General features: G+C 48.2%; 27 protein-coding genes. 12 read left to right on the forward strand and 15 right to left on the reverse strand.

Translation table 11 applies throughout. The features are described from left to right. Positions 1 to 5 precede the first annotated feature (5 nt). Together dptG and dptF are read right to left on the reverse strand one after the other, a co-directional pair. Entirely contained in the window at positions 6 to 1,415 is a 1,410-nt protein-coding gene (gene dptG / locus DI14_RS14560) for a DNA phosphorothioation-dependent restriction protein DptG (protein WP_034809887.1), read from the reverse strand. 23 nt (positions 1,416 to 1,438) lie between these two features. Then, a complete protein-coding gene (dptF, locus tag DI14_RS14565; RefSeq protein WP_034809838.1) occupies positions 1,439 to 3,742 on the reverse strand; it encodes a DNA phosphorothioation-dependent restriction protein DptF in 2,304 nt (767 codons plus the stop codon). Between the two features lie 121 nt (positions 3,743 to 3,863). Between dptF and DI14_RS14570 the strand changes: the two genes are divergently transcribed. Genes DI14_RS14570 through DI14_RS14585 form a run of 4 tightly spaced genes read left to right on the forward strand, consistent with a single transcriptional unit; the run spans position 3,864 to position 7,948 of the window. Continuing rightward, positions 3,864 to 5,252 carry a DNA phosphorothioation system restriction enzyme gene (locus DI14_RS14570; protein WP_034809839.1) on the forward strand — a complete coding sequence of 463 codons (1,389 nt, stop codon included), beginning with the start codon at positions 3,864 to 3,866 and terminating at the stop codon, positions 5,250 to 5,252. A gap of 20 nt (positions 5,253 to 5,272) precedes the next feature. Continuing rightward, entirely contained in the window at positions 5,273 to 5,461 is a 189-nt protein-coding gene (locus DI14_RS14575) for a hypothetical protein (protein WP_034809840.1), read from the forward strand. Between the two features lies 1 nt (position 5,462). Next, positions 5,463 to 7,481 (forward strand): AAA family ATPase, encoded by a 2,019-nt coding sequence (locus DI14_RS14580; protein WP_034809841.1) that lies wholly within the window; start codon positions 5,463 to 5,465, stop codon positions 7,479 to 7,481. Next, positions 7,481 to 7,948 (forward strand): hypothetical protein, encoded by a 468-nt coding sequence (locus DI14_RS14585; protein WP_034809842.1) that lies wholly within the window; start codon positions 7,481 to 7,483, stop codon positions 7,946 to 7,948. Before DI14_RS14580 ends, DI14_RS14585 begins: the two co-directional genes overlap by 1 nt. Before the next feature lie 44 nt (positions 7,949 to 7,992). On the opposite strand, the gene DI14_RS14590 is transcribed toward DI14_RS14585, so the two are convergent. The 9 genes from DI14_RS14590 to zapA all read right to left on the reverse strand — a co-directional run bounded on the left by DI14_RS14590 (position 7,993) and on the right by zapA (position 15,607). Then, the gene (locus DI14_RS14590) at positions 7,993 to 8,313 is read right to left on the reverse strand and encodes a nucleoside triphosphate pyrophosphohydrolase (RefSeq protein WP_235193484.1); all 321 of its coding nucleotides are present in this window, start codon (positions 8,311 to 8,313) and stop codon (positions 7,993 to 7,995) included. A 12-nt stretch (positions 8,314 to 8,325) separates the two neighbouring features. Beyond that, the gene (locus tag DI14_RS14595) at positions 8,326 to 8,532 is read right to left on the reverse strand and encodes a hypothetical protein (protein ID WP_235193485.1); all 207 of its coding nucleotides are present in this window, start codon (positions 8,530 to 8,532) and stop codon (positions 8,326 to 8,328) included. A gap of 66 nt (positions 8,533 to 8,598) precedes the next feature. Further along, positions 8,599 to 9,537 (reverse strand): sensor domain-containing diguanylate cyclase, encoded by a 939-nt coding sequence (locus tag DI14_RS14600; protein WP_034809844.1) that lies wholly within the window; start codon positions 9,535 to 9,537, stop codon positions 8,599 to 8,601. Positions 9,538 to 9,680: 143 nt separating this feature from the next. After that, complete coding sequence (locus DI14_RS15140; protein ID WP_051622746.1) at positions 9,681 to 10,142, reverse strand: hypothetical protein; 462 nt, start codon at positions 10,140 to 10,142, stop codon at positions 9,681 to 9,683. A gap of 140 nt (positions 10,143 to 10,282) precedes the next feature. Further along, positions 10,283 to 10,699: a DUF350 domain-containing protein gene (locus tag DI14_RS14610; RefSeq protein WP_034809845.1), complete on the reverse strand. Its 417-nt coding sequence runs from the start codon at positions 10,697 to 10,699 to the stop codon at positions 10,283 to 10,285. A gap of 7 nt (positions 10,700 to 10,706) precedes the next feature. Further along, positions 10,707 to 13,061 (reverse strand): endonuclease MutS2, encoded by a 2,355-nt coding sequence (locus tag DI14_RS14615; RefSeq protein WP_034809846.1) that lies wholly within the window; start codon positions 13,059 to 13,061, stop codon positions 10,707 to 10,709. Beyond that, complete coding sequence (gene polX / locus DI14_RS14620) at positions 13,062 to 14,771, reverse strand: DNA polymerase/3'-5' exonuclease PolX (protein WP_034809847.1); 1,710 nt, start codon at positions 14,769 to 14,771, stop codon at positions 13,062 to 13,064. Positions 14,772 to 14,840: 69 nt separating this feature from the next. Next, on the reverse strand, positions 14,841 to 15,377 hold the full coding sequence (locus DI14_RS14625; protein ID WP_034809848.1) for a CvpA family protein: 537 nt from the start codon (positions 15,375 to 15,377) through the stop codon (positions 14,841 to 14,843). An 8-nt stretch (positions 15,378 to 15,385) separates the two neighbouring features. Further along, on the reverse strand, positions 15,386 to 15,607 hold the full coding sequence (zapA, locus tag DI14_RS14630) for a cell division protein ZapA (protein ID WP_034809849.1): 222 nt from the start codon (positions 15,605 to 15,607) through the stop codon (positions 15,386 to 15,388). Between the two features lie 210 nt (positions 15,608 to 15,817). Here zapA and DI14_RS14635 point away from each other — a divergent pair, with 210 nt between their 5' ends. The 3 genes from DI14_RS14635 (at position 15,818) to DI14_RS14645 (ending at position 18,181) form a co-directional block, all read left to right on the forward strand. Continuing rightward, positions 15,818 to 17,032 carry a dicarboxylate/amino acid:cation symporter gene (locus tag DI14_RS14635; protein ID WP_034809850.1) on the forward strand — a complete coding sequence of 405 codons (1,215 nt, stop codon included), beginning with the start codon at positions 15,818 to 15,820 and terminating at the stop codon, positions 17,030 to 17,032. Between the two features lie 62 nt (positions 17,033 to 17,094). Next, positions 17,095 to 17,940 carry a GNAT family N-acetyltransferase gene (locus tag DI14_RS14640; RefSeq protein ID WP_034809851.1) on the forward strand — a complete coding sequence of 282 codons (846 nt, stop codon included), beginning with the start codon at positions 17,095 to 17,097 and terminating at the stop codon, positions 17,938 to 17,940. Positions 17,941 to 17,983: 43 nt separating this feature from the next. Further along, a complete protein-coding gene (locus DI14_RS14645) occupies positions 17,984 to 18,181 on the forward strand; it encodes a hypothetical protein (protein ID WP_024369776.1) in 198 nt (65 codons plus the stop codon). Between the two features lie 31 nt (positions 18,182 to 18,212). Here the strand turns inward: DI14_RS14645 and DI14_RS14650 are convergent, their stop codons facing one another. Beyond that, positions 18,213 to 19,523 (reverse strand): murein hydrolase activator EnvC, encoded by a 1,311-nt coding sequence (locus DI14_RS14650; RefSeq protein WP_034809854.1) that lies wholly within the window; start codon positions 19,521 to 19,523, stop codon positions 18,213 to 18,215. Between the two features lie 292 nt (positions 19,524 to 19,815). Continuing rightward, entirely contained in the window at positions 19,816 to 20,331 is a 516-nt protein-coding gene (locus DI14_RS14655; protein WP_034809856.1) for a VanZ family protein, read from the reverse strand. A 158-nt stretch (positions 20,332 to 20,489) separates the two neighbouring features. On the opposite strand from DI14_RS14655, the gene DI14_RS14660 reads away from it, so the two are divergent. Together DI14_RS14660 and DI14_RS14665 are read left to right on the forward strand one after the other, a co-directional pair. Further along, entirely contained in the window at positions 20,490 to 20,966 is a 477-nt protein-coding gene (locus DI14_RS14660; protein ID WP_034809889.1) for a glutathione peroxidase, read from the forward strand. Positions 20,967 to 21,019: 53 nt separating this feature from the next. After that, positions 21,020 to 21,472, forward strand: a complete 453-nt coding sequence (locus DI14_RS14665; protein ID WP_034809858.1) for a hypothetical protein — start codon at positions 21,020 to 21,022, stop codon at positions 21,470 to 21,472. A gap of 11 nt (positions 21,473 to 21,483) precedes the next feature. Here the strand turns inward: DI14_RS14665 and DI14_RS14670 are convergent, their stop codons facing one another. Next, a complete protein-coding gene (locus DI14_RS14670) occupies positions 21,484 to 22,425 on the reverse strand; it encodes a CAP domain-containing protein (RefSeq protein ID WP_034809859.1) in 942 nt (313 codons plus the stop codon). Between the two features lie 22 nt (positions 22,426 to 22,447). Further along, positions 22,448 to 22,894 carry a MarR family winged helix-turn-helix transcriptional regulator gene (locus DI14_RS14675; protein WP_034809861.1) on the reverse strand — a complete coding sequence of 149 codons (447 nt, stop codon included), beginning with the start codon at positions 22,892 to 22,894 and terminating at the stop codon, positions 22,448 to 22,450. Positions 22,895 to 23,011: 117 nt separating this feature from the next. Here DI14_RS14675 and DI14_RS14680 point away from each other — a divergent pair, with 117 nt between their 5' ends. From DI14_RS14680 to DI14_RS14690, 3 genes are all read left to right on the forward strand, one after another. Beyond that, positions 23,012 to 23,425, forward strand: a complete 414-nt coding sequence (locus tag DI14_RS14680; RefSeq protein ID WP_081825917.1) for an organic hydroperoxide resistance protein — start codon at positions 23,012 to 23,014, stop codon at positions 23,423 to 23,425. Positions 23,426 to 23,556: 131 nt separating this feature from the next. Further along, positions 23,557 to 24,414 (forward strand): metallophosphoesterase, encoded by an 858-nt coding sequence (locus DI14_RS14685; RefSeq protein ID WP_034809865.1) that lies wholly within the window; start codon positions 23,557 to 23,559, stop codon positions 24,412 to 24,414. Positions 24,415 to 24,519: 105 nt separating this feature from the next. Then, on the forward strand, positions 24,520 to 25,659 hold the full coding sequence (locus DI14_RS14690) for a zinc-dependent alcohol dehydrogenase (protein ID WP_034809867.1): 1,140 nt from the start codon (positions 24,520 to 24,522) through the stop codon (positions 25,657 to 25,659). The last annotated feature ends 20 nt before the right edge of the window (positions 25,660 to 25,679 follow it).

The following is a 25,679-nucleotide window of genomic DNA, read 5'->3' on the forward strand; positions in this document are numbered from 1 at the left end:
CGTACTCATAAAATTGGTTTGACATATTGCGCCTCCCCACTATCGCTCTTCTTATCGATGACGTTTATTTTTTCTAATAATTGTAAGAGTGCTGTTGATGATTCGTTATCAAAATTGATGCCTCTTTGACTCAAACGCTCCAGCAGCTCTACAAATGTGATTCGATCCTCTTTACAACTAACGGCACACATCAGAATCAACATTTCTTGGTTCAACGATAATACGTATCCTAGACGTCCTCGACGTTTCGTAAAGTGAGACTTTGCGATGTTCTTGACGTGATCGCCATAACGTGACTGTGCCTCTTTAGGAGTCGTAATTTTCATCGTGTTGAACAATTGTTTAACCGCTTCGTTAAATGTCACACTACGTTTCACTTGATTTTCAAAGCCAGCGTATGTGAGAATCCGTTCACTTTGCAAATCAATATCATTTAAAAATTGAATTTGGTCCGCCTCTTCTAGGGATTCAAAATACTTATAAACTTCATCGTAAGTCATGATTTTAGACTTATCTTGCTTTAATGATTGATTATGAGAATTACAACTCAATTGTGCCATCGTCAACTCATGTACAAATATATTCTCACTAGCACTATTTAAAAGTCCCATACCTGAGTTCATCGTCTTACGTCTTGAGGTAACAGTCGTTTCGTGATGAATGGTATAAAACAATTTTGATGGTTGATGCCAATTAGACGATTCAAAATTATTAATCTTAATTGTTGTCTGGGAAACAACATAGTGTAAGTAGTACTTAAGTAAATGGTTGATTTCTTTCAAAAAGTATTGAGGATGCTGTGCTAAATAAATCAAATCTTCGCCCAATAATTTTATTGGTAACGAAGAATAAAGAGCATGCTCCACGCTATACTTCTTTTCAGTAAGATTAGGCAGTAAGTTCACAATCATTTTGTCTAACAACGTCTCATTTTGCTCAGACATAAAAATTCGTCTAATCTCTTCGATTTGTACTTCCTCCAAAGCATGGTGCGTCAAGTCTGCTAAAAAAGTACCTAACTTTTTCTTAGTAGCAGGGTTTCCTTGAATGTACATAAACATGCTCGGATGAGTAACATTCAATCCGCCATCTCTTTGAAGAAGCAAATCACTGAAAAAAGTATGAATTTCATCTTCGTGTTCAGGTAAACTCTCGACTCGATCCAATACCCCTTCTAAAAGGTGATCTGTATTGAATGATTTGGCTGATAGATCTCGATTGAGAAGTCTTCTAGAGAAAGCCCCGACTTCCTTTTCCCAATCTGAGAGGGCATTTTTGATCGAATCACTCTTCCCTGTAGTAAAAGGAAGAACTTGATAAAAATTTGAGGTTTGGCGTTTTGCTATCTTTTTTCGATCTTTATCTAGAACAATCACTTGTTTCTCATCAAATATTTTTTCTGGTAATAATCTCATCATTTTACACCCACTTTCAGAACTTACAATTTACTGAACACAATTTTTTCTTCACTACTGAACGGGTCTGCTTCTTGTTTTAAGACAAACGTTTCTCCCGTTTGAATGATATAAATCAACACTTCTTCATTGTTTGAATTATACGTGCGGATGGCATTTGCAAATTCGCTGAATCGAATCGCATCGTCAAAATCAATCTTGGATGGTTGGTAGCCTTGATCAATTCTCGTAATCAAATCGAACATTTTATAATCGACTTCAAGTTTGATTCTTTGTTTGTTTTCACCTACTGCAAACTGAATGAATAATGAGTTGCGGAACTGAACAACTTGTTCTTCATTTTTTGCCACCATGCTGATTGGATCTAACGTGAAGCTGACCGGTTTTGCAATCCGATAACGTTTTGAAACTTTTGCACTTGTGTCAAACAGATATTTTTTTTGGTCTTTTTTGAAACCGAACCATAGCATGAGCGCATTTTCGAATTTCTCATAAAGTGATTTGAGCTCATATCTTTGTCCCGTGTAATAGGCATATAGATATTTTGAGAACGTCTCAATCGCTGTTTGAGAAATGTTCATCTCTCGAGGGTTAGATAGATAAAGTAATCGCAACAACGATTGTGTATGCTCGGTGATGAGCTCTCGATCTAATAAATCAAGTTGATACGTTTGTCTAGTCGACTCATCGAACCTAGAAACGAACCCACTTACGTCAGCTTCAAGATTAATTTGAAGAATGATTTGATCTATTTCTTCAGAACGATAAGCAATTGGATCCTCGTTTCTTAACATGACGGAAATCGGGGAATCATTTTGACTCGTAAATATCTTTTGATGCAGTCCATGGATAAGCAACGTTTCAAGCACAACTTTCTGTTTACTAATGTTTGACCAATTTCCTGGAACCATCACTTCATAGATCAAATTGAAAAATTGACGCATCGATAAAACCGCTTTTTCCTTTAAGAGAGAACGGGCGATTAGATTGACAAGGTTGCGCCGTGCATTCGAGTTGTTCATGAATAAAAAGTTACGATGGACGATAGAGTCAATTCCTTGCCTAATATCCTCCTCATATGCCAAATAAAATGGATTGTCATCGTTCTGATCGAACATCTTCGATAAAATTTGCATTAAGAAGCTCGACTCCACTCCACCCTTCGTGAGTTCATACATTGGATAGTCCGAGAAACTAACCATTGAAAAACACTCATGCTCTAGGGCTTGAGAAATTTCATTTTCAAAGATTCCTGATTGTTCAACGTATGCGATTAACTCGTTAAATGTATAGTCACTGTTCAATGAATTCACGTAATCGTATAAGAACTTATGTAATACACCTAGGTTTATAGCCAAAACAAACTCATCCGAGCCTTCCGTCAAACGTTGGTCGGAAAATGGAATGAGCTTCTCAAATAAAGTTTCCATCGCCGTTTTACGAGGGGAAAGACTTTCCGTCGCATCATTCCAAATTTTATTTTTATATCGGCTCATCAATTCAGGCTCAGCAGACTGGAGGTGTGATAGGATATGTGACTTTCCATCGCCTACACTACCAATTAAGAGCGTTAATCTTTTTTGCTCAGGTTGCTGTAAAAGCTGAATTAATTTTTTCTCGATTGGTCGTTCAACGTGTAGATATTGCTTTAGAGAGCTTAATGGAAGTTCGGCACTTTCAACTGCCTCTTTCGATGACTCGTTTAATCTAGATAAGAGGCTGTAAAGATAACTCTCGTTGCGATTCTCAATATGAGGAACAAAATTGTATAATCTATTTGTTTTTTGTTCTTCGATTGTCACTGCAGGAGGTTCTTCTACTTTATTATTGACCTCTAGCGCCTGAAGCTTAGCCTTAAGCTGTTCTTCTACGATTTTAAGAATATCGTCATGACTCACCCCATCATTCTTTGGAGTAGGAGGTTTTGGCGGGGCATACTTAGGGACTACAGGTGGGTTTTCGTAACTCAGCACATAAGAATCCACAATGTTATAAAGACTTGACCAAATTTTAGGTAAGATTTCATGGGCTTCTTTTGTAAATAATTCGTGTGCTGCATTATTTCCGTTTTTTCGAACGTAATGAAGATCTGTTGCAATCGTCCGATCAATAATGTCCTCGGTCAAAAGCACTTTTATGTTGTCATTTAAGTTATATGTATTCTGAAGTCCGCAAACTTCTAACCACTCACCTACAATAGCCTCAATCATTTTCCGAGAGTTTAATAATGCACTTTCAGGGTCGCTATAGTATTTATCTTGAACAATCTGACCCAATTCTTCCGCCTTTGGATTTATGGTTTTTAGAAATGAGAAATAATAATCCATGTCTTTCATTCCTTTCGATTAACCTTAATAACTTTTTTATTAACTATATTCTTTATTATATCTATAATAAGGGTATATGGTAGGTTTTACCTACTTCTATATATGATAAAGGAGCTGTAATATGGATTCAACCATTCAATTCCCTTCTTTACCTGACTGGTTTAAACCTCGGGACTATCAACTTGAAGCAATTTCAGAATGGCAAGCCAATAATTATCATGGTTTATTGGAGATGGCCACTGGCACTGGAAAAACCCTTACGGCTCTCACTGCTATCACAAAACGATTCGAGAACAGCGGTCGTCTGGCTGTTATTATTTTATGTCCTTATCAGCATCTCGTCGACCAATGGGCTAAAGATGCTAAAGCATTTGGGATGGATCCGATTCTGTGTTACGGTTCAAAATCTCAGTGGAGCGCCGTTCTTTCGGGAAAAATTACGCAATATAATTTTAAAATCAAAAACTTCATGTGCGTCATCACTACCAACAGTACATTCAAGAATGCTCAGTTCCAGGCTCAACTTAATCGAATTACAGATGCAGGCATGCTTGTCGCCGATGAGGCGCACAATCTAGGAACAAAGCAATCCTTGCAGGCGCTTCCCGTACAATTTAAAAATCGCTTAGCGCTTAGCGCTACACCAATCCGGCATCATGATGAAATCGGAACGGAACAGTTATTAAATTATTTCGGGGGCTCAATATATAAGTTTACTTTGGAAGAGGCCATTAAAAAAGGCTTTTTGACGAAGTACTATTACTACCCGCATCTAGTGTCACTTACTGAAGAAGAGCTTGAAATTTATCATGAGCTTACAAATAAAATCTCAAAATTGATTAACCTGTCTGATGATAAATCAATTGAATCATCAGGGAATGATACAGGAATGTTGGAAATGCTTTTGATTAAACGAGCACGGCTAATCAATGCAGCGCAAGAGAAAGATGTATTGTTAAAGCAACAACTAAGCACTCAAGATGATTTAAGTCATACCATCGTGTATTGTGGTGATCACTCTAAGGAAGACCAACGACATGTCGATCACATTGCTCAATTCTTAAATGATGATTTGAATATCACAGCCAAAACATTCACTTCGACTGAGACGAAAGAACTTCGGCAGACACTGTTAAAGGATTTCTCAGATAATAACATTCAGGCACTCGTCGCAATTCGTTGTTTAGATGAAGGGGTAGACGTCCCCTCCGCTGAGACCGCTTACATTTTAGCGAGTACGACTAATCCTAAAGAGTTTATCCAACGCCGCGGAAGAATATTAAGGAAACACCCGGGAAAAGAGTATGCTTACATCCACGACTATATCGTTATTCCACGCCCCTTGTCAGAAATTGACTTGCTCACGGATAAAGAATTTAATATTGAAAGACGACTATTAATGAATGAACTTAAACGAGTGAATGAATTTGCATCAATCTCTGAAAACCACTATCAAGCACTTCGTATTTTGAACCCAATAAAAGAAGCATTTAATCTCGTCGACTTATAATAAATTGTGAGGTGAATATAATGAATCCGGAACAATCAACCAATGAAAAAGACGTATATGCATTATTGAGCGAGTTATCAAAAACTGAACAACAGATTCTTCAAAATATAATTCGATTAGAAAAAGACTATTTAGATAAAGAGGGTTCGTTTACTGCTGCCCAACTGCCCGATGAATTCTCAAAACTCATAAAAAAGGAGTACATTTGACATGATTCTTAAGCAAATCGTCATTGAAAACTTTCGTCAGTATTATGGCCAAAATGAAATTGAATTTGCTCATGGATCAGGAAGAAATGTTACTGTCATCCATGGAGAAAACGGTAGCGGGAAAACGGCGCTATTGACCGCATTAATTTGGGGGTTTTACGGCCGAGAACTCAAATTACCGAACTCTGAGTCTATTTTTAATAACAAAGCTATTCATGAAAGCACAAATCAGCAAGAAGATTTGAGTACATCAGTTCGAATTAGATTCGAACACAACGATTACGAATATGACCTTCGTCGTCTTCTACATGCAAAATATGATGACGAGACAAACATACTCAATCTCCCAAAAAATAAGACTGTAAATCAAAAAGTTGAGCTTTCTAAGCGTAATATTGCTACGAATCAATCAACAAAAATTAGAGACATCGCGTATGAAATCAATCGAATTTTGCCATACAAACTCCATACGTTCTTTTTCTTCGATGGAGAGCGGATGGACCACTTAGGAAAGAAAGAAGCTTATTCTGAAATTCGAGACTCAATTAAACGAATGATGGGATTAGAACTTTTTGATAATTCAATTGACCACCTAAGTAAAACTATCGTGAAGTTACGTGATGAAGTTTCAAAAAACGTAAAAAGTGAATTGAGCGATAAATACTTGCGAATCAATCAACTTGAAGAAGACAAAGTAAAAAAGAAACATCAGTTAGCTGAAACAAAACAAGAACTGTCAGCAGCTCAAAACGAATTAAAAAGCATCGAAAATGCCCTTCGAAACGGAGAGGAGACTAGAGCTTTTCAAACGACTCGGGACCATCTGGTTGAATCCATTACGGAAACGAAGAATGCATTTGATGAAAAGCTAAAAGAACTAAGAAATCAGTTGTCCAATTCCGGGTATCTTGCTTTCTCGAAGTTACCAATCAAGAGATTCCAACGAATCGCCCGCACAGATCAGCGAGATACGATTGAGAAGTTGATTCATCCCGAGCTGATTCCATCTTTACTCTCAAACGGAACATGTCTTTGTGGACATGAACTCGAATCAACCTCTATTTCAACGTTAGAAAAAGTACAAAATGAAGTGTTGGATTTATCAACATCGAAAAACGACATGGATCATCTTTATTTCCAGTTAAGTGGTTGGGAAGTTGCTAGAGCACATTTTTACTCACAAATAAAACGATTGATTAGCGAGCGCGAAGAATTGCGAGCCACACTTCAATTACTTGAAGAAGACTTACGAGAAATTGAAGAGCGAATGAAGGCGAGCTCACGCAATATCGAAAACTCTACAAATTTAATTGAGAAAGAATCTTCAGTTCGTACCGCCATTGTAAAAGCAGAGGCTAATATCGAAGACTTACTTCGTTCCATTGATGAACTTTCAAGAGAAGAAGAGCTCTTGAATAAAGAAGTAAGTAAATTGACCAAGGCAGAAGAGCGACAACTTAGACTTCAACTTGCTCTAGAGTCTGCGACTAAAGTAAAAGATACTTTAGTCGGTCTATTAAAATTAAGAGAATCTCAAGTTAAATCTGAATTAGAAGAGAAAATTAAGTTAACCTATTCGCAGTTATTAAGAAAAGATTACTCGATTTCGTTGACAGATAATTACGAGTTACTTGTTTCTGATGTGAATGGAGGAAATATCGGGTTGTCTCAAGGTGAATCCCAAATCACAAGTTTGGCTTTTATCGGAGCTATTGTAGATTTAACCCGGGAATATAAAGATAAGGAAAAGGGTCATGCTTTAGATGAAGATTTAAATCTTGGAAACATTTTTCCTCTAGTCATGGATTCTCCGTTTGGAGCACTTGATGCAGATCATCGCTCTCGGGTAGCTACGAATCTTCCTAAATTATCGGATCAAGTAGTTGTAATCGTATCTACATCGCAATGGCGTGGCGAAGTAGACGAAGCGATTAATCACCGGGTAGGTAGATCTTACAAACTTCTTAATCACACGAATGAAGTTTCAGGAGAATATACTGAAATTGCGGAGGTAATGTAATGGCAAAGCGATCAGTTCGTCGTGATAGCACACAAGATCATATGTATACGGCGTTAAGAGAAGACGCTCAATTGTTTGAGACATACAAAGACACATTTATGGCAGCATTATTGTTTGGCTACAGTAACGAGCGTAGGAAGAAAATAAAAGCTGGTCCAGAAATTTTGCTCGGAATATTTTCAGAACAAGATTTACAATTCATGAAATTAATTATGCACTTAGAAGACGCATTTGAAAGCTTCTCGGTGGAACATGATGCAAGTGATGACACAGAAGACACTCCTCTTGATAACTTTGAAATCATTGAAGAATATGCGGCTGGTGGACTGGACATACTTTACAAAAAGCTGGAGGTATTCTTGACCGATCCTGAAACTGCTCAAAATGCATATCTAGATTTGATGAATGAATATGAGAATCGAGAGTTTCACACTGAAGATTTAATTAAAGAATTGCCATTTAACTAAAAGACAGCCTGCAAACTCATCAAAAGTTTGCAGGCTGTCTCTTTTCACTCCAAAACCTCTTCCAAAAACAACCCTTTCTCAAATCCGCCTTTCCGCTCCCGCTTTTCTTCCCGAATCGCATTCATCTCATCAAATGAAGCCCCGTGCATTCTGCCAAGTTCATAGGCCAGCTCCAAAATATCCGCTAACTCCTCGAGACACTCCTCATCGATGTTCGTGTCCTCATACTCTTTCAATTTTTCATACAGCTTTAAACGTGCCTGCTCAAAGTGCTCGGCTTGATTCAACTGTTTGACGATGACCTGCTTCCCTGAAGCTTGTATGATTTCGGGCACCCGGTCACGGACTAGCTTATTATGCTTCACGATAGCCCCTCCTCACTCCACAATCTCAAACGCCTTCACATACGCCACGTGATCGAGGAACAAAATCATTTCCTCATCGAACTGGACGAACCCGTCCGACGCGTGTCGGAACGATTGATAAATCGATTCGAGCGCCGCATAGCGGCTCTCCGCCTCGACCGTATACGTCAAAATCTCTTCGTTGATCAAATGAAACTCAATCTCGTACGATTTCATCATCTTCACTCCCTTTCCCCTTGCTCCATACGCCCTCTTAACACCTTTACCCGATTCCACTCATTTCCCCTATAATTTGAACGTTCGTTTCCCTGAAGATTTCGCTCGGTACAAGGCATCGTCTGCTTGTTTCAACAGCGTGTCTAATCTCGTCTGTTCGTCTCGTGTATACGTGACGATGCCGATGCTCGCCGAGACGTGATACGCTGTCTCCCACGTGCTTAGCGTTTCGATGATTTGGTTGGCGATGCGTCCCCATTCATCAAGACTCGCGGAACGCGAAAAGTGAAGCACGAACTCATCGCCACCTAGCCGTACGGCGAACGCCTCTTTTTGTTCGTTTACAATCGTTTCGAGTCTACACGCAACTTCCTGTAAGACAACGTCTCCTACGTCATGGCCGTATGTATCGTTCACGTTTTTAAATCCGTCCAAGTCGAGGAAGAACAGCGCCCCGTGCTCGTTCGAGCGGTCTTCGAAGTACTTCGTCAAATAGCGCCGATTGTAAAGCTCCGTCAGCATGTCCCGCCATACGAATCGTTCTAATTCTAAATAGTACGAGAACAGTTTCACGATTCGTTGCAACAACGTGATACTCCTAGGGTCTAACAGACTCGCCTCGTCATTGACGGCACACAGCGTACCGAACTTTTCACCGTTCGTCAGCGAAATCGGGATGCCTAAATAAGAGCGGATGTTCACATCGTCGAGTAGACGCTCCACTTCCTCCACATCACAGTCTCGCTTGACGTCTTCATATCGTAACGGTTGATTGTTCTCGAAATCGATGCGACCACAGACAGAATTGCTCAAATCCACGACCATATTTTCTGTGATTTGAATCGATGATTTTTGATTAGACAGTTTCAAGATGACCTGTTGCGAATCCGTAAACGCCGTCAGATAGAACATTTGCTCGGGCAAAATTTCATGCGCAAGATCAAGAACATCGTTGGCCAACTCGTCAAAGCTCTCGTACATCTTTAATTCTTCAAATTGCGTTCTCATACAGCGCCCCCACCCAATCCATTTCAACTTTCAATGTAGCTTTGAAAGCTTCTGTTTTCTTTATCTTTTACTAATTTTAACATAGCAAAAGTGAAATTTATCAGAGAGGATGGATTCAGTGTACGAAGCTTCACACTATAAACTCATGCCTCGTCAACGATTTCGACAACGACACCTGTATCGCCGACTTTCCCCAAGTCTTCAACGATCGGGTCTTCGTATGCCAAGACATGAAATTCTTGCTCGAACGTGCGGATGACGTAATGCGCAAGCGTCCCCCGCTCCGTGTTGACACGTTCTGTCCCCATATGCTCTGCTGCGAACCGTGTGAATCGGGACGTCTTCAGCTTCACAATCGGGTAGGCATTGCGTAGCCCTTCCTCGTGCATGCTATGGTCCTCGATTGTCCCGAGAAACACCGCATATTGCTCGAAACGGATGAGGATCCGGTCCCGTCCTGCGTCCCACGTCAAGAGCATCGTCGGGTTACTTGCCCCGAAGAACGTCCACTCGAGTGGATAATAGTTGACGCCTTTCATCTGAAATGTTTCCGTCTCAAGTACATAGTCTTCGGTCGTCATCAAAAATTTCAAATCGATGGCCAAACCGTTTCCCCCTTTCAAAAAAAGCGACGTTTGAAAACGTCGCCTTCCCTCAATAAAAGATAAACCACAGTACCGCTGCCACTAAAAAAAGTCCGGCCCCGATAAAGAGAATCTTTGCCAATCTCTCGTATACCATGTCTTCACCTCACCAACGCCGCGCCGACAACGAGCGAGACCCCAATCGAGAGCAGGAACGCCATCAGACCGACGGCGATGTTCCCTTTCCCGATCTCCTCGTTCACTTTGAGCGACGGCGTCAAAAAATCGAATAGCCAATACGTCACCAACAAGAGCACGAAACCGAAGCTCCCGCCGACCAACACGTCCATCGTCTGGTCGTGATGGCTCTCGACGACGCGGAAGATGTTGGCGAGCCCGACGATTTTCCCGCCGGTCGCGAGTGCGACGGCGATATTGCCTTTTTGAATCTCGCGCCAATTGCTGTACGGCGTCGTCACCTCGAAGATGGCGAGCCCGACGACGATCATGAGCCCAGCGATCGTATATAGACCGAACGACTCGAGCATGACGTTAAACGTTACGTTACCCAATAGCATCTCGTCCTCACTTCAACTCGACGACCGTGACCCCGAGTCCACCTTCGCCCATGCCGCCCGGGCGCTGACTCTTCACGTGGCGATGTCCTTTCAAGAACTCTTGCGTCGCTTGTCGCATCGCGCCCGTACCGAGCCCATGGATGATGCGGACGTTGTCGTAACCCGACACGAGCGCCTCGTCGATATATTTGTCTAGGCGCGAGAGTCCTTCCTCGACGCGGACCCCGCGCAAGTCGAGCTCCGACTTCGTCGTGCTCTGACGCTTCAACGAGCTGCCTTTCGCTTTGAGCGGCTGCTCTTTCGACGGTCCGATCTTCTGAAGGTCGTCCGCTTTGACGTTCACTTTCATGATCCCGACCTGGACGTTGTACTCGTTGTCGTTGATCTGGTTCACGATATAGCCTTTTTGGTTGAACGTCGTCACTTTCACTTCTTCGCCTTTACTGAACGTACGTTTCTGTTGCGCTTTTTGTTTCACTTTTTGGATCTTTTTCTCTTGGAGCGTCGGTTTCGCCGATTCGAGTTCTTTCTTCGCGGCGATAATCTCGTGCTCTTTGACGATGCCCTGCTCGCGCAGCTTCTTCAGGCGGTCGATGACTTCGTTCGCTTGACGTTTCGCCTGCTCGACCGCTTTGTCGGCTTTCGCCTCGGCTTCGCTATACATCGTGTCGCGTTCTTTCTCGAACTCCGTCATCTTCGCCTCGAACGCCGCCTGCTCTTCTGCAAGGTCGTGGCGCTTGACGATCAACTCTTGTTCGAGTTGCTCGGCGCGTTGTTTCGCCGACTCGAGCTCGTTGATCATCGATTCGACTGACTCGGCGTCAGTGCCGACGTGACTCCGTGCTTTGTCGATGACATCCTCTGACAACCCGAGGCGACGGCTAATCTCGAACGCGTTCGAGCGTCCCGGTACACCGATCAACAGACGGTACGTCGGGCTGAGTGACTCGATATCAAACTCCATCGAGGCGTTCATGACGCCCTCCCGGTTATAGGCGTACGCCTTCAGTTCCGAGTAGTGTGTCGTCGCAGCTACGCGAGCCCCGCGCCGCTTCACTTCGTCGAGGATGGCGATGGCGAGTGCGGCCCCTTCTTGTGGGTCGGTCCCGGCACCGAGCTCATCAAACAAGACGAGCGACATGAAGTCGATCTTGTCGAGCATACTGACGATATTCGTCATATGTGAGCTGAACGTCGAGAGACTCTGTTCGATTGACTGCTCGTCCCCGATATCGGCATAGATGGCGTCAAAGACAGATAGCTCCGTCCCGAACTCGGCCGGCACGTAAAGACCGGACTGTACCATGAGCTGAAGCAGACCGATCGTCTTGAGCGTGACCGTCTTCCCGCCGGTGTTCGGGCCGGTGATGACGAGCGACGTGTAATCCTCACCGAGCTCGACCGTGATCGGGACGACCTCGTCGCGAGGGATGAACGGATGACGCGCCTGTTTCAACTTGATTTCCCGGGCGTCGTTCAGCTTCGGCTCGGTCGCCTTCAACTCATGGCCGTACGCGACTTTCGCGAACACGAAGTCGAGCGTGGCGAGCACGTCGAGATTCGTCACGACCGAATCGGCGACACCGCCGACGAGGTTCGACAGCTCGCTCAAGATACGGTCGATCTCGGCGCGCTCTTTCAAGCGCACTTCTTGAATCTCGTTGTTGATCGAGACGATCGCCTGCGGCTCGATGAAGAGCGTCTGACCAGAAGCCGACTGGTCGTGGACGATCCCGCCGAACGCTTGGCGGTACTCTTGTTTGACCGGGACGACGTAACGGTCGTTCCGAATCGTGACGATGGCGTCCGACAACATCTTGGCGTTGTTGCGGAGAATGTTGTCGATGCGGGAACGGACGCTACCTTCATAGCTACGGAGCTGCGTCCGGAGACCGCGCAGTTGTGAGCTCGCCGAGTCTTGGACCGTGCCTTGGTCGTCGATGGCGTGGCGAATCGACTGCTCGACTTCAATCAGCTTCGTCAAGCGCTCCGCATACTCGTCAAGACGCGGGATACGGAGGTCTTCGTTGTCTTCGTGGAGCTTTTCAAAGAAGTTCTTCACTTGGCGGCCGCTGTACATGACGGCGGCGACGGCGAGCAGTTCACTCGTCGAGAGCACCGAGCCGATGGCGGCCCGTTTCACTTCGGCGCGGACATCGGTCAGTCCACCGAGCGGAAGTCGGTCCCGAAGACGGACGACCTCGGTCGCCTCTTTCGTGACGTTCAAATTCGCGAGCACCCGGTCGTACGAATAATCCGGTTGCATCGAGAGCGCCCGGTCTTTCCCGAGCGAGCTCGCGGCGTGGGCGGCGAGCTGTTGGCGCAGTTTTTCATATTCTAAAACGCGTAACGCGTGATCCATCTAGCATGTTCCTTTCTGTCGCTTCGCGTCGAAGAACGCTTTGGCGTCCTTAAACGAGAGGCAGTTGATAATATCGGACGGTTCGAGATAGGCTTTACGGGCGTGCAAGACGCCGAGCGCCATATCTTCCATCATGTCCGGGTGGTGTGTGTCGGTGTTGATCATCAGCTTGACGCCGGCCGCTTTCGCTTTCTTGAGCGTTGAGGCCGTCAAGTCGAGTCGGTTCGGGTTGGCGTTCAATTCGAGCGCCGTGCCCGTCTCTTTCGCGAGGGCGATTAAGCGCTCCTCGTCAATCGGATACCCGTCACGACGTCCGATGAGTCGACCCGTCGGATGGGCGATGACGTTGACGTACGGCGAACGACAGGCGTTCTCGAGCCGGGCCATAATCTCGTCGACCGATTGGTCCATCTTCGAGTGAATCGAGGCGACGACGTAGTCGAGTGTCGCTAAGAATTCCGGCTCGTAGTCGAGCGTGCCGTCTGGCCGGATATCCATCTCGACGCCGCGCAGCACGTGCATGTCGTGCTTCTTCGCGGCTTCGAGAATCTCTTCCCCTTGCGCCTCGAGCCGTTCCTCAGTCAAGCCGTTGACGAACGTCATATACTTACCGTGGTCGGTGATGGCGATCCATTCATAGCCGCGGGCCTTCATCGCCGCGACGAGCTCGTCGACCGTGAGCTTCCCGTCCGACCAGACCGTATGCATGTGGGCGTCGGCTTTGATGTCGTCGAGGGTCACGAGTTTCGAGAGGTCATGCTCAAATTCAGGATGTCCTTCTCGTAACTCAGGCGGGATGAACGGCAGACCGTAGCGCTCGAACAGCTCCGCTTCCGTCTCCGGTTGCCAGAGGCCGTCCGCCGTCTCGACGCCGTACTCGGAGATCGACTCGCCTTTTGCTTTGGCGAGCTGGCGCATGCGGACGTTATGGTCTTTCGAGCCAGTGAAGTGGTGGAGCGTCGCGGCGAATGCGCCCGGCTCGACCATCCGGAAGTCGACCGACACCATCTCTTCACGTTCGAGGACGAGTGACACTTTCGTCTCCCCGGCCGCGATGACTTCATTGATGAACGGGAGCTCGAGCAGTTTGTCCCGGAGTGCGACCGGTTCCTCGGTCGCGATGATGAAGTCCAAGTCCTTACACGTCTCCTCGGCGCGGCGGAAGCTGCCGCCGACCGAATGGCGGAGCACGAGCGCCTCAGCTTCAAGCACGGTCTCGATTTCTTCGACGACTGGGCGCATCATCGCGTACGACAGACGCTCCGGGCGCGACTCGAGGTTCTTCGCCGCGGCGAGCAACTTCTCGACGCTCTTCGCACCAAAGCGCGGCAGCTCGGACGCCGTCCCGTCTTCTAAGACGCGGATGAGCGACTCCAAGTCGACGACGCCGATCTCGCGGAGCTGCGCGAGTTTCTTGCCGCCGAGCCCTTGAATCTTGAGCAGCTTCATCAAGCCGAACGGAATCTCTGCTTGGAGCGACTCGAGTACTTCGCTCCGGCCCGTGTCCCGCCATTCTTCGAGCACGGCCGCCGTGCCTTTGCCGATCCCTGGGATCGTCGTCAAATCCTCGATCTCGTCGAGTTCAAGTTCTGAGTTTTCTAATGCCGTTGCGGCTTTTCGGAAGGCGTTGATTTTGAACGGATTCTCACCCTTGATTTCCATGTATTGCGCAATCTTTTCGAGCAGCATCATCGCTTCTACTTTATTCATGAGTTTTCCCCCTTCTCCATACAGAAAAGGCCGAGACACAAGCGCTTGCTTGCATTCCGGCCTGTCGTGTCACAGCATCTTATTCGAGAACCATTCCGAAAGATACGGTGTATCTTGAATGATGAACGTCGCAAGCGACGAGTTGTCGACGGCGTTTTGGACACCGGCCATCGGGACGAACGCGATCACCCAAAGGATGAAGAACGTGATGACGTACGACTCGAGGAATCCGAGCACCGCGCCGATAATCCCTTTCAATTGACGCAAAATCGGCAAGTCCGTCAAAAAGTCGAGCATCGACAAGATCAGATGCAAGACAAGCTTCGTGATAACGAACAAGACGACGAACCAGAAGACGTTGTAGAACGTCATCTCGATCCCTGAGAGCGAGTTCAAGTCGAGCACACCGCCCGGGAGCGTCCCGTCAAGTTGCGACGGATAAGGAATCCATAGCTTGAACGCTTCAGCCAAGTCCCGGTAATAGGCGTTGGCGACGAAGAAACTGATGATGAGCGCGACCCAATGACCGAGCTGCAGAATCGCCCCACGGCGGAAACCGTTGACAATCCCGATAAACAAGAAAAACAGTATAAGTAGAGTAACCATAAAGTGATTTATTCTCCCATATTTCGTTTAGATTTGACGTGATCGCTCGCGATTTGAATGGCGGCGAGAACGGCCGCCTGACGAGCGTCTAGATGAGGGGACTGTTCACGAATCTCACGGATTTTACTATCGACGAGAAAGCCCACTTCCCTCACATGATCAGCTGGCTCTTCGCTCACAATCGTATAGTCTTGACCCGCGATGTGGATCGTTGTTCGTTGTACCTGCACGTGTCACCCCTCCTTTTCGTCTATTCAAAATTAATCATAACATCGATTGTATATTAGGAAAAGAAGAAGCCCCTCCCTTTTGTACGACAACAATTTATGTTACCCTATTCGAAAGTTGTTAAACGTCAATCTTCTCTCAATTATGAAAGTTAGGGTGGCAACCGCGCGGGAAATGTGCGAAAATAGCAACAATTCAAACATTTAGAAAGGATGATTTATTTGAAATTACGAATTGGCCTTCTAGGTCGCATCATCATCGCCATCGCGTTTGGTATTTTAATCGGTAGCCTCGTACCAGAAAGCCAGAATTGGATTGTCCGGACGTTCGTCACGTTCAACGCCGTCTTCGGGCAGTTCTTAGGCTTCGCCATCCCACTAATCATTCTCGCCTTCATCATTCCGGGCATCGGGGAGCTCGGAAAAGGTGCTGGCAAACTTGTCGGCTTGACGGCCGTCATCGCTTACTTGTCGACAATCGTCGCCGGTACGCTCGCTTACTTTGCGACGAGCAACTTGTTCCCGCAAATCTTGTCACGCAGCACGGCCTCTGCAGAAAACCCGGAAGAAGCTCTTTTGAAAAGCTTCATGGAGTTCGAGATTCCACCTGTATTTGGTGTCATGACCGCGCTCGTCCTCGCTTTCGTGATCGGAATCGGGATTGCCGCGATTGAAAGCAAGCGCTCACTCGACCTTGCCATGGACTTCCGCGATATCATTGAGCTACTCATCAGCAAAGTCATCATTCCACTACTACCGATTCACATCGCCGGAATTTTCATGAACATGACGTATGCCGGACAAGTCGCTGAGATTCTCTCGGTGTTCTCGCTCGTCTTCGTCACGATTATCGTTCTTCACTTGACGATTCTCTTGATTCAATACTCGATCGCAGGTGCTCTCAACAAAGAGAACCCGCTTCGTCTCTTGAAGACGATGATGCCGGCTTACTTCACAGCCATCGGGACACAGTCGTCAGCGGCGACAATCCCGGTCACACTTCGTCAATCGAAAGCGAACAACACGGACGAAGGCGTCGCCAACTTCGTGGTGCCGCTCTGTGCGACCATCCACTTGTCAGGGTCGACAATCACGCTCACGTCGGTCGGTGTCGCCCTCATGTACTTGAACGGCATGCCGTTGTCATTCGCCATCGTGCTCCCTTTCATCCTCGCCCTCGGCGTCACGATGATCGCGGCACCAGGCGTACCAGGTGGAGCCGTCATGGCCTCGCTCGGTTTGTTCGGTTCGATGCTCGGATTCAGCGAAACGATGCTCAGTCTTGTCATCGCCCTCTACTTGGCACAAGATAGCTTCGGTACGGCGACAAACGTCACGGGAGACGGCGCCATCGCCAAAATCGTTCATTACTTCAAACGCAACACCAACATTTTGGATGACGCAAAAGAACGCGAAGAAATCGCATAACGTGCTCAACGGGCAAGCCTCACGGTTTGCCCGTTTTTCATACATATAAAGGGGGAAACGAAATGGAATTCAAGGTTTGTGACGATCCCGGTGCGTTCTCAGAACGCGTCTTGCCGGAATTGATGAAGCGAGAAGCTGAGCACAGTCTGATGATCGGTGTACTTGACGACATTAAGCAAGACAAATATGATGACTTCACACAAGTTACAATCGAAGCGAATGACCGTCTTCTTGCAGCATTGCAAGTTACCCCACCCCATCCGCTCAATTATGTATTGTTTGATGAACAGACGGCCGACGATGTCATGAGTTTTCTAATACCGGCTTTACTCGAGAGCGAGCTAACCTTTAGAGATGTCGTATCAGAGAGAACACAGGCGATGAATTTTTATACTCTATGGACTCACTTCACTGGAAATGAGCCAGAGTTTTTCATGGAGCAAGGTTTCTATCGGCTTGAACGCGTGAACGATGTCGCGCTTGCAGAAGGTCGTATTCGTCAAGCGACCCCGGCCGAACGTCCGCTCCTTGAGCAATGGTATAACGCCTTTGCACATGAGAACGGGCTTGACCGCTCTAGCAAGAACAAGGTGAGCCGTGTCGTCCAGGCGATGGTCGACAATGGCGACGCCTACGTCTGGGAAGTGGATGGGAAGATTGTCTCATGCGCGAAGAAGTCGCGTGCGACAATGAATGGCGTCACCGTCTCGTTCGTCTACACCGTTCCCGAGCGGCGTGGGAACGGCTACGCCCGCTCCATCGTCGCCGAGCTCAGCCGTGAGCTATTGAAGACAAAACGCTTTTGTACGCTCTACACCGATTTGACGAATCCGACATCGAACAAGATCTATCAAGAAGTCGGCTATGAACCGATCATGGAATCTTCTTGGATCCGACTCGCTAGATGAATCGCCCCGCCTCCCCTATACTAATAGGTGGAGGCGATTTTTTATGAGGCATTGGTGGAATCAAATCCCGAAACGGGTCCGTCTCGTCGTAGCGACCATGCTCATCGGCTCGGTCGTCGCTTATATGATGATCGTCGGCGGCATGAGCGTCCTTGACGACCCGAACTGGGACACGCTCTGGTTGAGCGTCCTCGGCGCCGCCTTGTTGACGTTCATCAGTTACCGGGCAACAAAAAAGTGATCGACGCGTTCGTCGATCACTTTGTCTGTTATTACAAGAATGAAGCTGGGTTGACCGTGTTGCCCGCGCTCGAAGACGAGTACGAGTAACCGCCACGGTGGATCTCGAAGTGAAGGTGTGACCCTGTCGAGTTACCTGTGCTACCCATGCCACCGATATGTTGGCCTTGTGAGACACGTTGTCCGGCCGAGACCGACACTGAGCTCAAGTGAGCGTATACTGTCGTCCACACTTGTCCGTTAATGACGTGTGTGATGATGATGTGGTTCCCGTAAGCTCCGCCCCATCCTGCAGTCGTGACCGTACCCGTTTGTGCCGCACGAATCGGCGTGCCTACTGGTGCAGCCAAGTCAATACCGTTATGGAACGTATAACCGTTCACTCCGCTCGCTGGTCCCCATCCTTGTGTGAGACGGCCGCCAGACGGACGTTGGAACATGCCGCCGCTCGCCGGTGCCGATGCTGCCGGTGTCGCTGCCGCCGCGTTCGATGAAGAGGATGCGTTCGAAGCTTGTTTTTTCTTCGCTGCTGCCGCCGCTGCCGCTTCAGCTTCTGCTTTGCGCTTCGCTTCTTCAGCTGCACGACGTTGCGCTTCGATTTCAGCCTTGATTGATGCTTCTTGCGCTTGGAATGTCGACTCCATCTCTTTCAAGCTCATCAATTTCGACTCGAATTTGATTTTTTCTGCATTCAACTTCTTGATTTTCGCTGCGCGCTCTTTCATTTTCTTATCGAGTGCCGCTTTGCGCTCTTCAAGTTGTTCTTTTTGTTTCACGAGCGTATCGCGCTCTGTTTCGAGCTCGGCTTGTGCTGCTGCGAGCTTCTCTTTCGTCGCTTGATACTCTTCGAAGATTTGCTGGTCATTCTCTTGGATCGTACCGGCCGTGATCATCCGTGTGATCAAGTCGCCGAAGTCTTTCGAACCGAAGATGAACTCCGCCCAGTTGATCGACGTGCCGCCGTTCATTTGCATCGTCGCCATGCGCTCTTTCATGAGTTCTTCTTGAGCTTTCATTTTCGCTTCGTACTTTTTGATTTGAGCCTCAAGCTCTTTAATCTTTTCTTGTGTCGCACGAATCTCAGCTTTCTTTTGAGCCACGTCGTTGATGACCTCTTGGAGTTGAGCGTCTAACTTGTTGATCTCTTGCTGCTCTTTGCTGATCGCTCGCTCACGCGATTGAATCGATGAGTTCGCCTTTGACTGTTCAGAACTATTCTGTTGTTGCTGCTGCTGGACTTTCTTTTGCTTGTCTGTGAGTGACGCCGCAAAACCAGGAGTCGTGCCGCTGATAAGAAGAGTCCCTAGAGTGACGGTTGCCGCAAGTTTCTTCAAGTTAACCAATGTGCTTCCCTCCGCTGAGTCGTGTGTATTTCTATCTATAATAGATTCGTGTATTTGTCGAATTTTGACGAGATTTCGTTCTCGCTCTGAGACTCATTATAGCAATCTAAACCTGAAGTTATTTTACACTTATATTTCATTCGCATTACATTGACCTGATTTAGGTTTTATCGCTTAAAAAACGTGGGTATATAGGCAGATTTGCTCATTTTTCTGTCACAAGTTCTCCGTATAAAAAAAGAAAAGCGCTTCTAGATGCGCTTTTCACATAACAACCTTATACATTTTTGTTTTACCTTGTCATCATGTAGCCTGATCGCGACTTACGCTTTCGCCGTTTCACTAAATAGAGGCCACCGAGGAGCACGACCCCACATAGCGCACCGAAGCTGTCTAAGACGACGTCTTGGATGAGCGGCGTCCGCTCCGGCGTCAAGCTCTGATGGAACTCGTCATATACGCCGACCGTGGTCGCAAGCGCCCATGCGAACAAGAGCGTAAGCCCGGCATGAATACGAGTACGCGAGACGGCTTTGACGAAAAGCGCGCCGAGGACGAAGAAGACCGTGAAGTGCGCGGCTTTTCGAATCAAAAATTCAATCAAGCCGACCGTTCCTTTCGACTCGAGTGAGACCGGGTCACCCGCGTAATCGAAATCCACGTTTCCGAGCATCGGCTCGGCCCATCCCCATTCGAACCGTTCGAGCGGTGAAACGATGCTCTGCTCCGAATAAGGTGTCGCGCTCGAGAAGAATAAGCCGACGAGAATGAGAGTGATCCAAATAAATTCATTTTTCAATATGTACATAACATCGATCCTTTCTGTCTGCGAGCTTCATTATACGAGTTTCCTCCCATTACATTGTAACAAGGGCATCATCGTTTCGTGACAATTTGATTGCGGACAACCGATTTAAAGTCGTACATGGGAAACGCGCTTGCTATACTAGAGGCAAAGGGGGAAACATAATGATCTATCAATACGAAGCGACAGACATGAGCGGTAAGCTCCAACCATTATCGAAATATGAGGGAGACGTACTCTTAATCGTCAACACGGCGAGCAAGTGCGGCTTCACGCCGCAACTCGACGGCCTCGAGACGTTGTACGCGCAATATAAAGACCAAGGGCTGCACGTGCTCGGCTTCCCGTGCAATCAGTTCGGCCATCAAGACCCAGGGACGAACGAAGAGATTAACGAGTTTTGTCAGTTGAACTATGGTGTGTCGTTCCCGATGTTCGCCAAAGTCGACGTCAACGGGAAAGACGCGCATCCACTCTTCCAATACTTAGCGAAGGAAGCACCGGGACTACTCGGCTCGAAGGCAATCAAATGGAACTTTACGAAGTTCCTCGTCGACCGCCAAGGAAACGTCATCGAACGGTTCTCCCCGCAGACGACGCCGGCCGAGATCGAATCCGCCATTAAAAAGTTAATTTAAGTGAAACTTGTCCCATCCTCCGTTCGTACGATACATAAAGGAGGATGGGATTCATGTTTCATGCATATACACGGCAGCGGAACGTCGTGCGCACGACTGCGTTTCTTACTGTCTTGTTTCTCGGCCTCGAACTCACCTTTCAAGAGGCGGACCAGACGGTGGGCTATGCCGAGACGAATCCGAGCTGGTTGCCTGAGGCGTGGACGGCAAACCCGCTGCTCACCCTGTATCTCGGTGTGCTATTGATTTTATTCATCGACCTTGTCGTGTCGAGTATCGTTTATCGAAAGCATAGTTCGCCTACCTACGTCCGTCGTTTCATCGCGTTGCAGTTCTTCGGCGCGCTCGTCGCCACGTCCGCCTACTTGACGGCCGTCTATGTTGAGCCACGTTGGCCGTTCACGTTTCTCGTCTCATTCGGGATTATGATGTCGTTCGGCTTGACGGACAAGTTTTTAAAACCGCTTCAACCAGAAAAACAGGAAGGTGTGCCGAATGAACGGTGACCTTCCTGTTTTTAGCGTGGCGTGATGAAATTAATTGTATAGAACGGGCTATTGTCGTCGTTATGCACAAGTCCGACCGACGCATGGGTGAACTCAGGCTTCAAGATATTCTCGCGGTGACCGAGCGAGTTCATGAGCCCCCAGTGGGCGTGAAAGACGCTCATCTGGCCCATCGCCAAGTTCTCTCCGGCGACCGAATATGTGAGCCCGTACTCGTTCATCCGCTCGAACGGGTCCCGTCCTTCTGGGTCCGTATGGCTGAAGAAATTGTTCTCCGCCATATTCTCGCTATGTGCCCGAACGACGGGAAGGAGCGGCTCAAAGTCGGCGAGCGCTGACAGGTTAAACTTTTGGCGGTCCCAATTCATGAGCAACCGCATGAGCGTCTCGTTCCCGACCGTACTTTCGGCTGAGATGTCGCCGTAATACCCGTCACTCGCCTCTTCGACGCGACGGTCGACGGAAAGCACGGCTTTCAGCTTATCGTCGTCGTGTTGATCGAAGAAGAACGTGACGTAATTGCCGTTAATCGCATACACCGAAAACGACGGGTCGTCGGGAATCAAATAGCGGCGCATCCCTTTATCGTACGAACGGACGGCGTCGAAACCGATTTGCTCGACGTCTTGCCGCGTCGTCTCATCCACAATCAGACCTTCATACGTGCTCCCCGTCTCGAATTGATAGAACCCTTTCTTCGCGCCGTCCGCATCGATCAATTCGAGCGTCCGATCGCCGTTTCTTTCGAGCAAGTACCAATCGTTCCCGGCATATTGGCTCGCAAAGCGCGGGGCGTCGGTCACCGTCGCGGTGTCCTCTTCGGCCCCGTTCACTTCCTCGGCCACGTCCGACTTTACTTGGACGCTCGTCGGCGCCGAGACGTTCGGTACTTCATATTTCCAGGCGGCATAGCCGCCAATCGCTATCAAAATGATGATCAGTTTGCGAATCATGTCGACTCCTTTCGCGATACCCTTACCCTTGTTGCTCACCGAACGCGTTCAAACGCGCTTTGATGTCGATGAGCATCTCCATATAGGCGACATATGTCGCTTCATCTATGTTCAGCATACCACTCACTTGACGCGGAACGTCCTCGGCCTGCTCACGCAGTGCGCGACCCGGCTCGGTGAGCGTCAACAGGACGCGGCGCTCGTCGTCTTGGTCACGTACCTTCTCGACATAATCGATTTGCATCAACCGTTTGACGAGCGGCGACAGCGTACCCGAATCGAGCGTGAGCCGTTCTCCGAGCTGCTTCATATCGATTCCATCTTCTTCCCATAAGACGAGCATGACCAAGTACTGGCTGTACGTTAGGTTTAACGGTGCTAAAATTGGGCGATATAAACGTGTCAGCTCTTTTGAGGCGGTATAGAGCTGAAAACAGATTTGATGTTCTAATGTTAGCGAACTTTTCATTGGTTGTCCTCCGGCTGTAGTCTTAGGACAAGCATATCATTTGCACATTCATTTGACTGCCTTATAATTAAATTGTGCACAATACAATTGTTAAAAATGAAACGGAGGAATTGAATCATGAAACCATTATTCACAGCTTCTGCAACAGCAATCGGCGGCCGCGAAGGACGCGTCACGTCAACGGACGGGATCATCGACTTAAACGTCTCGATGCCGGGTTCGAAACATTCGGACGAGGCGACGAACCCTGAGCAGTTGTTCGCAGCCGGGTATGCGGCGTGCTTCGGCAGTGCCTTGAATCTCGTCATTAGTAAAGAGCGTATCAAGACGGAAGGCTCAAACGTCACAGGCCACGTCACGCTCAACCAAGATGACGAAGGTTTCTTCATCTCCGTCGAACTCGAGGTCGAGATTCAAGGTGTCGATCAAGCGACGGCCGAGCGTCTCGTCGAAGCAGCACACGAGGTTTGTCCGTATTCGAAAGCGACACGCGGCAACGTCGACGTCAAATTGACTGCAAAAGCAGCATAATTCCTCTCCCGCTCCTCACCGAGCGGGATTTTTTTGTAACGAAACGATGATCACTCGTTTTCTCAACATTCTTTGCTTCCTTACGACAGTCCGAGTAGAATGAAAGAACCGACGACACGAGGAGGGACGGCATGTTCAAGAAGATACGGACTTATCTCACGTTCGGCGCCATCGTCACGTTTTTACTCGTCGCCCTCTATAACGGGCTCGTCGTCCGAACGTACGACGTGTCGACCGATAAACTTGAGGCGGGCCAATCCCTCCGTATCGTCCTCTTGTCCGACTTGCATGGCTACTCGTACGGGAAGGAACAGAGTGCCTTGGTTGAAAAGGTGAAAGAGCAGGAACCTGACCTCATCGCCTTGCCAGGTGACATGCTCGACCGGTACCGTTCACCGAACGCCGCCTTCGACTTAATCAAAGGGCTCGAAGGGGTTGCCCCGATGTACTTCGTGACCGGCAACCACGAGATTGACGACTCGGACGATTATGTCCGGCACGACGTGAAAGACGTGTTCCGCTCGCACGGGGTGATCGTCCTTGAGAACGAGGCCGAAGCGCTGACAATCAACGGGGTCGACCTCGTCATCGGCGGACTCGAAGACCCGCTCCGGACGTACGTGGAAAACTTGCACGGGATTTGGGAAGAAGACGCCCTCGTCGCGCTCGAGGACACGGAAACGGACGAGGCGTTCAGCGTCTTGTTGTCGCACCGGGCCGAGCGGGTCGAGACGTACGCCGCCCTCCCGTTCGACCTCGTCTTGTCAGGTCACGCCCACGGTGGACAAGTGCGGATCCCTTACCTCATGAACGGGCTGTACGCGCCCGACCAAGGGTTTTTCCCGAAATATGCCGGCGGCCTGTATGAACACGAGACGTTCGATCACGTCATCGGGCGTGGATTCAACTACAGCATCAGTGTGCCGCGCGTCTTTAACCCCCCGGAAATCGTCGTCATCAACGTGGCCGGGACCGGGACTCCCGAGTGAGTCCCTTTTCCTAATTCCTCCAATTTTCAGGTTCGCCCCGGATCGAAACGGGTATAGTACAGTTGTTGTGACTTACCTGTTTTTGAAAAAAGGAGGAATGAACGCATGCGCGCAGTGACGTATCAAGGTGCAAAGAACATCGAAGTGAAAGACGTGAAAGACCCGGAGATCGAGAACCGGGAAGAGATCATCGTCAAAATCACCTCGACGGCGATTTGCGGCTCGGACTTACACATCTACTTAGGCAACATGCCGACCCGCCACGGCTACGTCATCGGGCACGAGCCGATGGGCATCGTCGAAGAAGTCGGGCCGGACGTGACGAAAGTGAAAAAAGGCGACCGGGTCGTCTTGCCGTTTAACGTCTCATGCGGACACTGTTATTATTGTGAGCACGAGATGGAGAGCCAATGCGACAACTCGAACCATGCGCCGCACACGGATGCGGGCGGTTACTTCGGCTTCACTGAACAGTTCGGGAACCATCCCGGTGGTCAGGCCGAGTATTTGAAAGTCCCGTACGGCAACTTCATGCCGCTCGTCATTCCAGAATCATGTGAGCTCGAGGATGAGGCGCTCCTCTTCCTATCAGACGTCATCCCGACCGCCTGGTGGAGCCTCGAGAGCGCCGGTATGAAAGCAGGCGACACCGTCGTCGTCCTCGGTTCCGGACCGGTCGGCCTCATGACACAAAAACTCGCTTGGGTCCGCGGTGCGAAGCGCGTCATCGCCGTCGACCCCGAGCTCTATCGGTTAAACCGGGCAAAACTATCGAACAACGTCGAGACGGTGCTCATGAAAAACCCAATCGATACAGGTAAATACATTTACGAGATCACAAACGGCGGCGCCGACGTCGTCATCGACTGCGTCGGATTCGACGGCAAAATGTCACCAATCGAGAAAGTCGAACAGAAACTGATGGTCCAGGGCGGAACGCTCAGCGCCATCAAAGTCGCGAAAGAAGCGGTCCGGAAATTCGGGACAGTCCAACTGACGGGAATTTACGCAATGAACTATAATCAATTCCCGCTCGGCGACTTTTTCACACGGAACGTCAGCATTAAGACAGGTCAAGCGCCGGTCATCCACTATATGCCGGAGCTGTTCCAGATGATTGTCGACAACAAGTTCGACCCGACCGACATCATCACCCACCGGATGCCGCTCGATCAGGCGGCCGATGCGTATAAGATTTTCAACGATCATCTCGACGATTGCGTCAAAGTCGTCTTGAAGCCATAACGAAAGCGGTCCCCAATTTT

The sequence above is a fragment of the Exiguobacterium sp. AB2 genome (assembly GCF_000696055.1).
Taxonomy (GTDB): domain Bacteria; phylum Bacillota; class Bacilli; order Exiguobacteriales; family Exiguobacteriaceae; genus Exiguobacterium; species Exiguobacterium alkaliphilum.

Bases quoted from the DNA above. Each gene is read 5' to 3' on its own strand.
- DI14_RS14585 (WP_034809842.1), top strand. From the start codon at position 7,481: ATGGCAAAGCGATCAGTTCGTCGTGATAGCACACAAGATCATATGTAT.
- DI14_RS14575 (WP_034809840.1), top strand. From the start codon at position 5,273: ATGAATCCGGAACAATCAACCAATGAAAAAGACGTATATGCATTATTG.
- DI14_RS14625 (WP_034809848.1), bottom strand. From the start codon at position 15,377: ATGGTTACTCTACTTATACTGTTTTTCTTGTTTATCGGGATTGTCAAC.
- DI14_RS14615 (WP_034809846.1), bottom strand. From the start codon at position 13,061: ATGGATCACGCGTTACGCGTTTTAGAATATGAAAAACTGCGCCAACAG.
- DI14_RS14610 (WP_034809845.1), bottom strand. From the start codon at position 10,699: ATGCTATTGGGTAACGTAACGTTTAACGTCATGCTCGAGTCGTTCGGT.
- dptG (WP_034809887.1), bottom strand. From the start codon at position 1,415: ATGAGATTATTACCAGAAAAAATATTTGATGAGAAACAAGTGATTGTT.
- DI14_RS14645 (WP_024369776.1), top strand. From the start codon at position 17,984: ATGAGGCATTGGTGGAATCAAATCCCGAAACGGGTCCGTCTCGTCGTA.
- DI14_RS14595 (WP_235193485.1), bottom strand. From the start codon at position 8,532: ATGATGAAATCGTACGAGATTGAGTTTCATTTGATCAACGAAGAGATT.
- DI14_RS14690 (WP_034809867.1), top strand. From the start codon at position 24,520: ATGCGCGCAGTGACGTATCAAGGTGCAAAGAACATCGAAGTGAAAGAC.
- dptF (WP_034809838.1), bottom strand. From the start codon at position 3,742: ATGGATTATTATTTCTCATTTCTAAAAACCATAAATCCAAAGGCGGAA.
- DI14_RS14670 (WP_034809859.1), bottom strand. From the start codon at position 22,425: ATGATTCGCAAACTGATCATCATTTTGATAGCGATTGGCGGCTATGCC.
- DI14_RS14680 (WP_081825917.1), top strand. From the start codon at position 23,012: ATGAAACCATTATTCACAGCTTCTGCAACAGCAATCGGCGGCCGCGAA.
- DI14_RS14685 (WP_034809865.1), top strand. From the start codon at position 23,557: ATGTTCAAGAAGATACGGACTTATCTCACGTTCGGCGCCATCGTCACG.
- DI14_RS14665 (WP_034809858.1), top strand. From the start codon at position 21,020: ATGTTTCATGCATATACACGGCAGCGGAACGTCGTGCGCACGACTGCG.
- DI14_RS14600 (WP_034809844.1), bottom strand. From the start codon at position 9,537: ATGAGAACGCAATTTGAAGAATTAAAGATGTACGAGAGCTTTGACGAG.
- DI14_RS14580 (WP_034809841.1), top strand. From the start codon at position 5,463: ATGATTCTTAAGCAAATCGTCATTGAAAACTTTCGTCAGTATTATGGC.
- polX (WP_034809847.1), bottom strand. From the start codon at position 14,771: ATGAATAAAGTAGAAGCGATGATGCTGCTCGAAAAGATTGCGCAATAC.
- DI14_RS14640 (WP_034809851.1), top strand. From the start codon at position 17,095: ATGGAATTCAAGGTTTGTGACGATCCCGGTGCGTTCTCAGAACGCGTC.
- DI14_RS14675 (WP_034809861.1), bottom strand. From the start codon at position 22,894: ATGAAAAGTTCGCTAACATTAGAACATCAAATCTGTTTTCAGCTCTAT.
- DI14_RS14635 (WP_034809850.1), top strand. From the start codon at position 15,818: ATGATTTATTTGAAATTACGAATTGGCCTTCTAGGTCGCATCATCATC.
- DI14_RS14655 (WP_034809856.1), bottom strand. From the start codon at position 20,331: ATGTACATATTGAAAAATGAATTTATTTGGATCACTCTCATTCTCGTC.
- DI14_RS14570 (WP_034809839.1), top strand. From the start codon at position 3,864: ATGGATTCAACCATTCAATTCCCTTCTTTACCTGACTGGTTTAAACCT.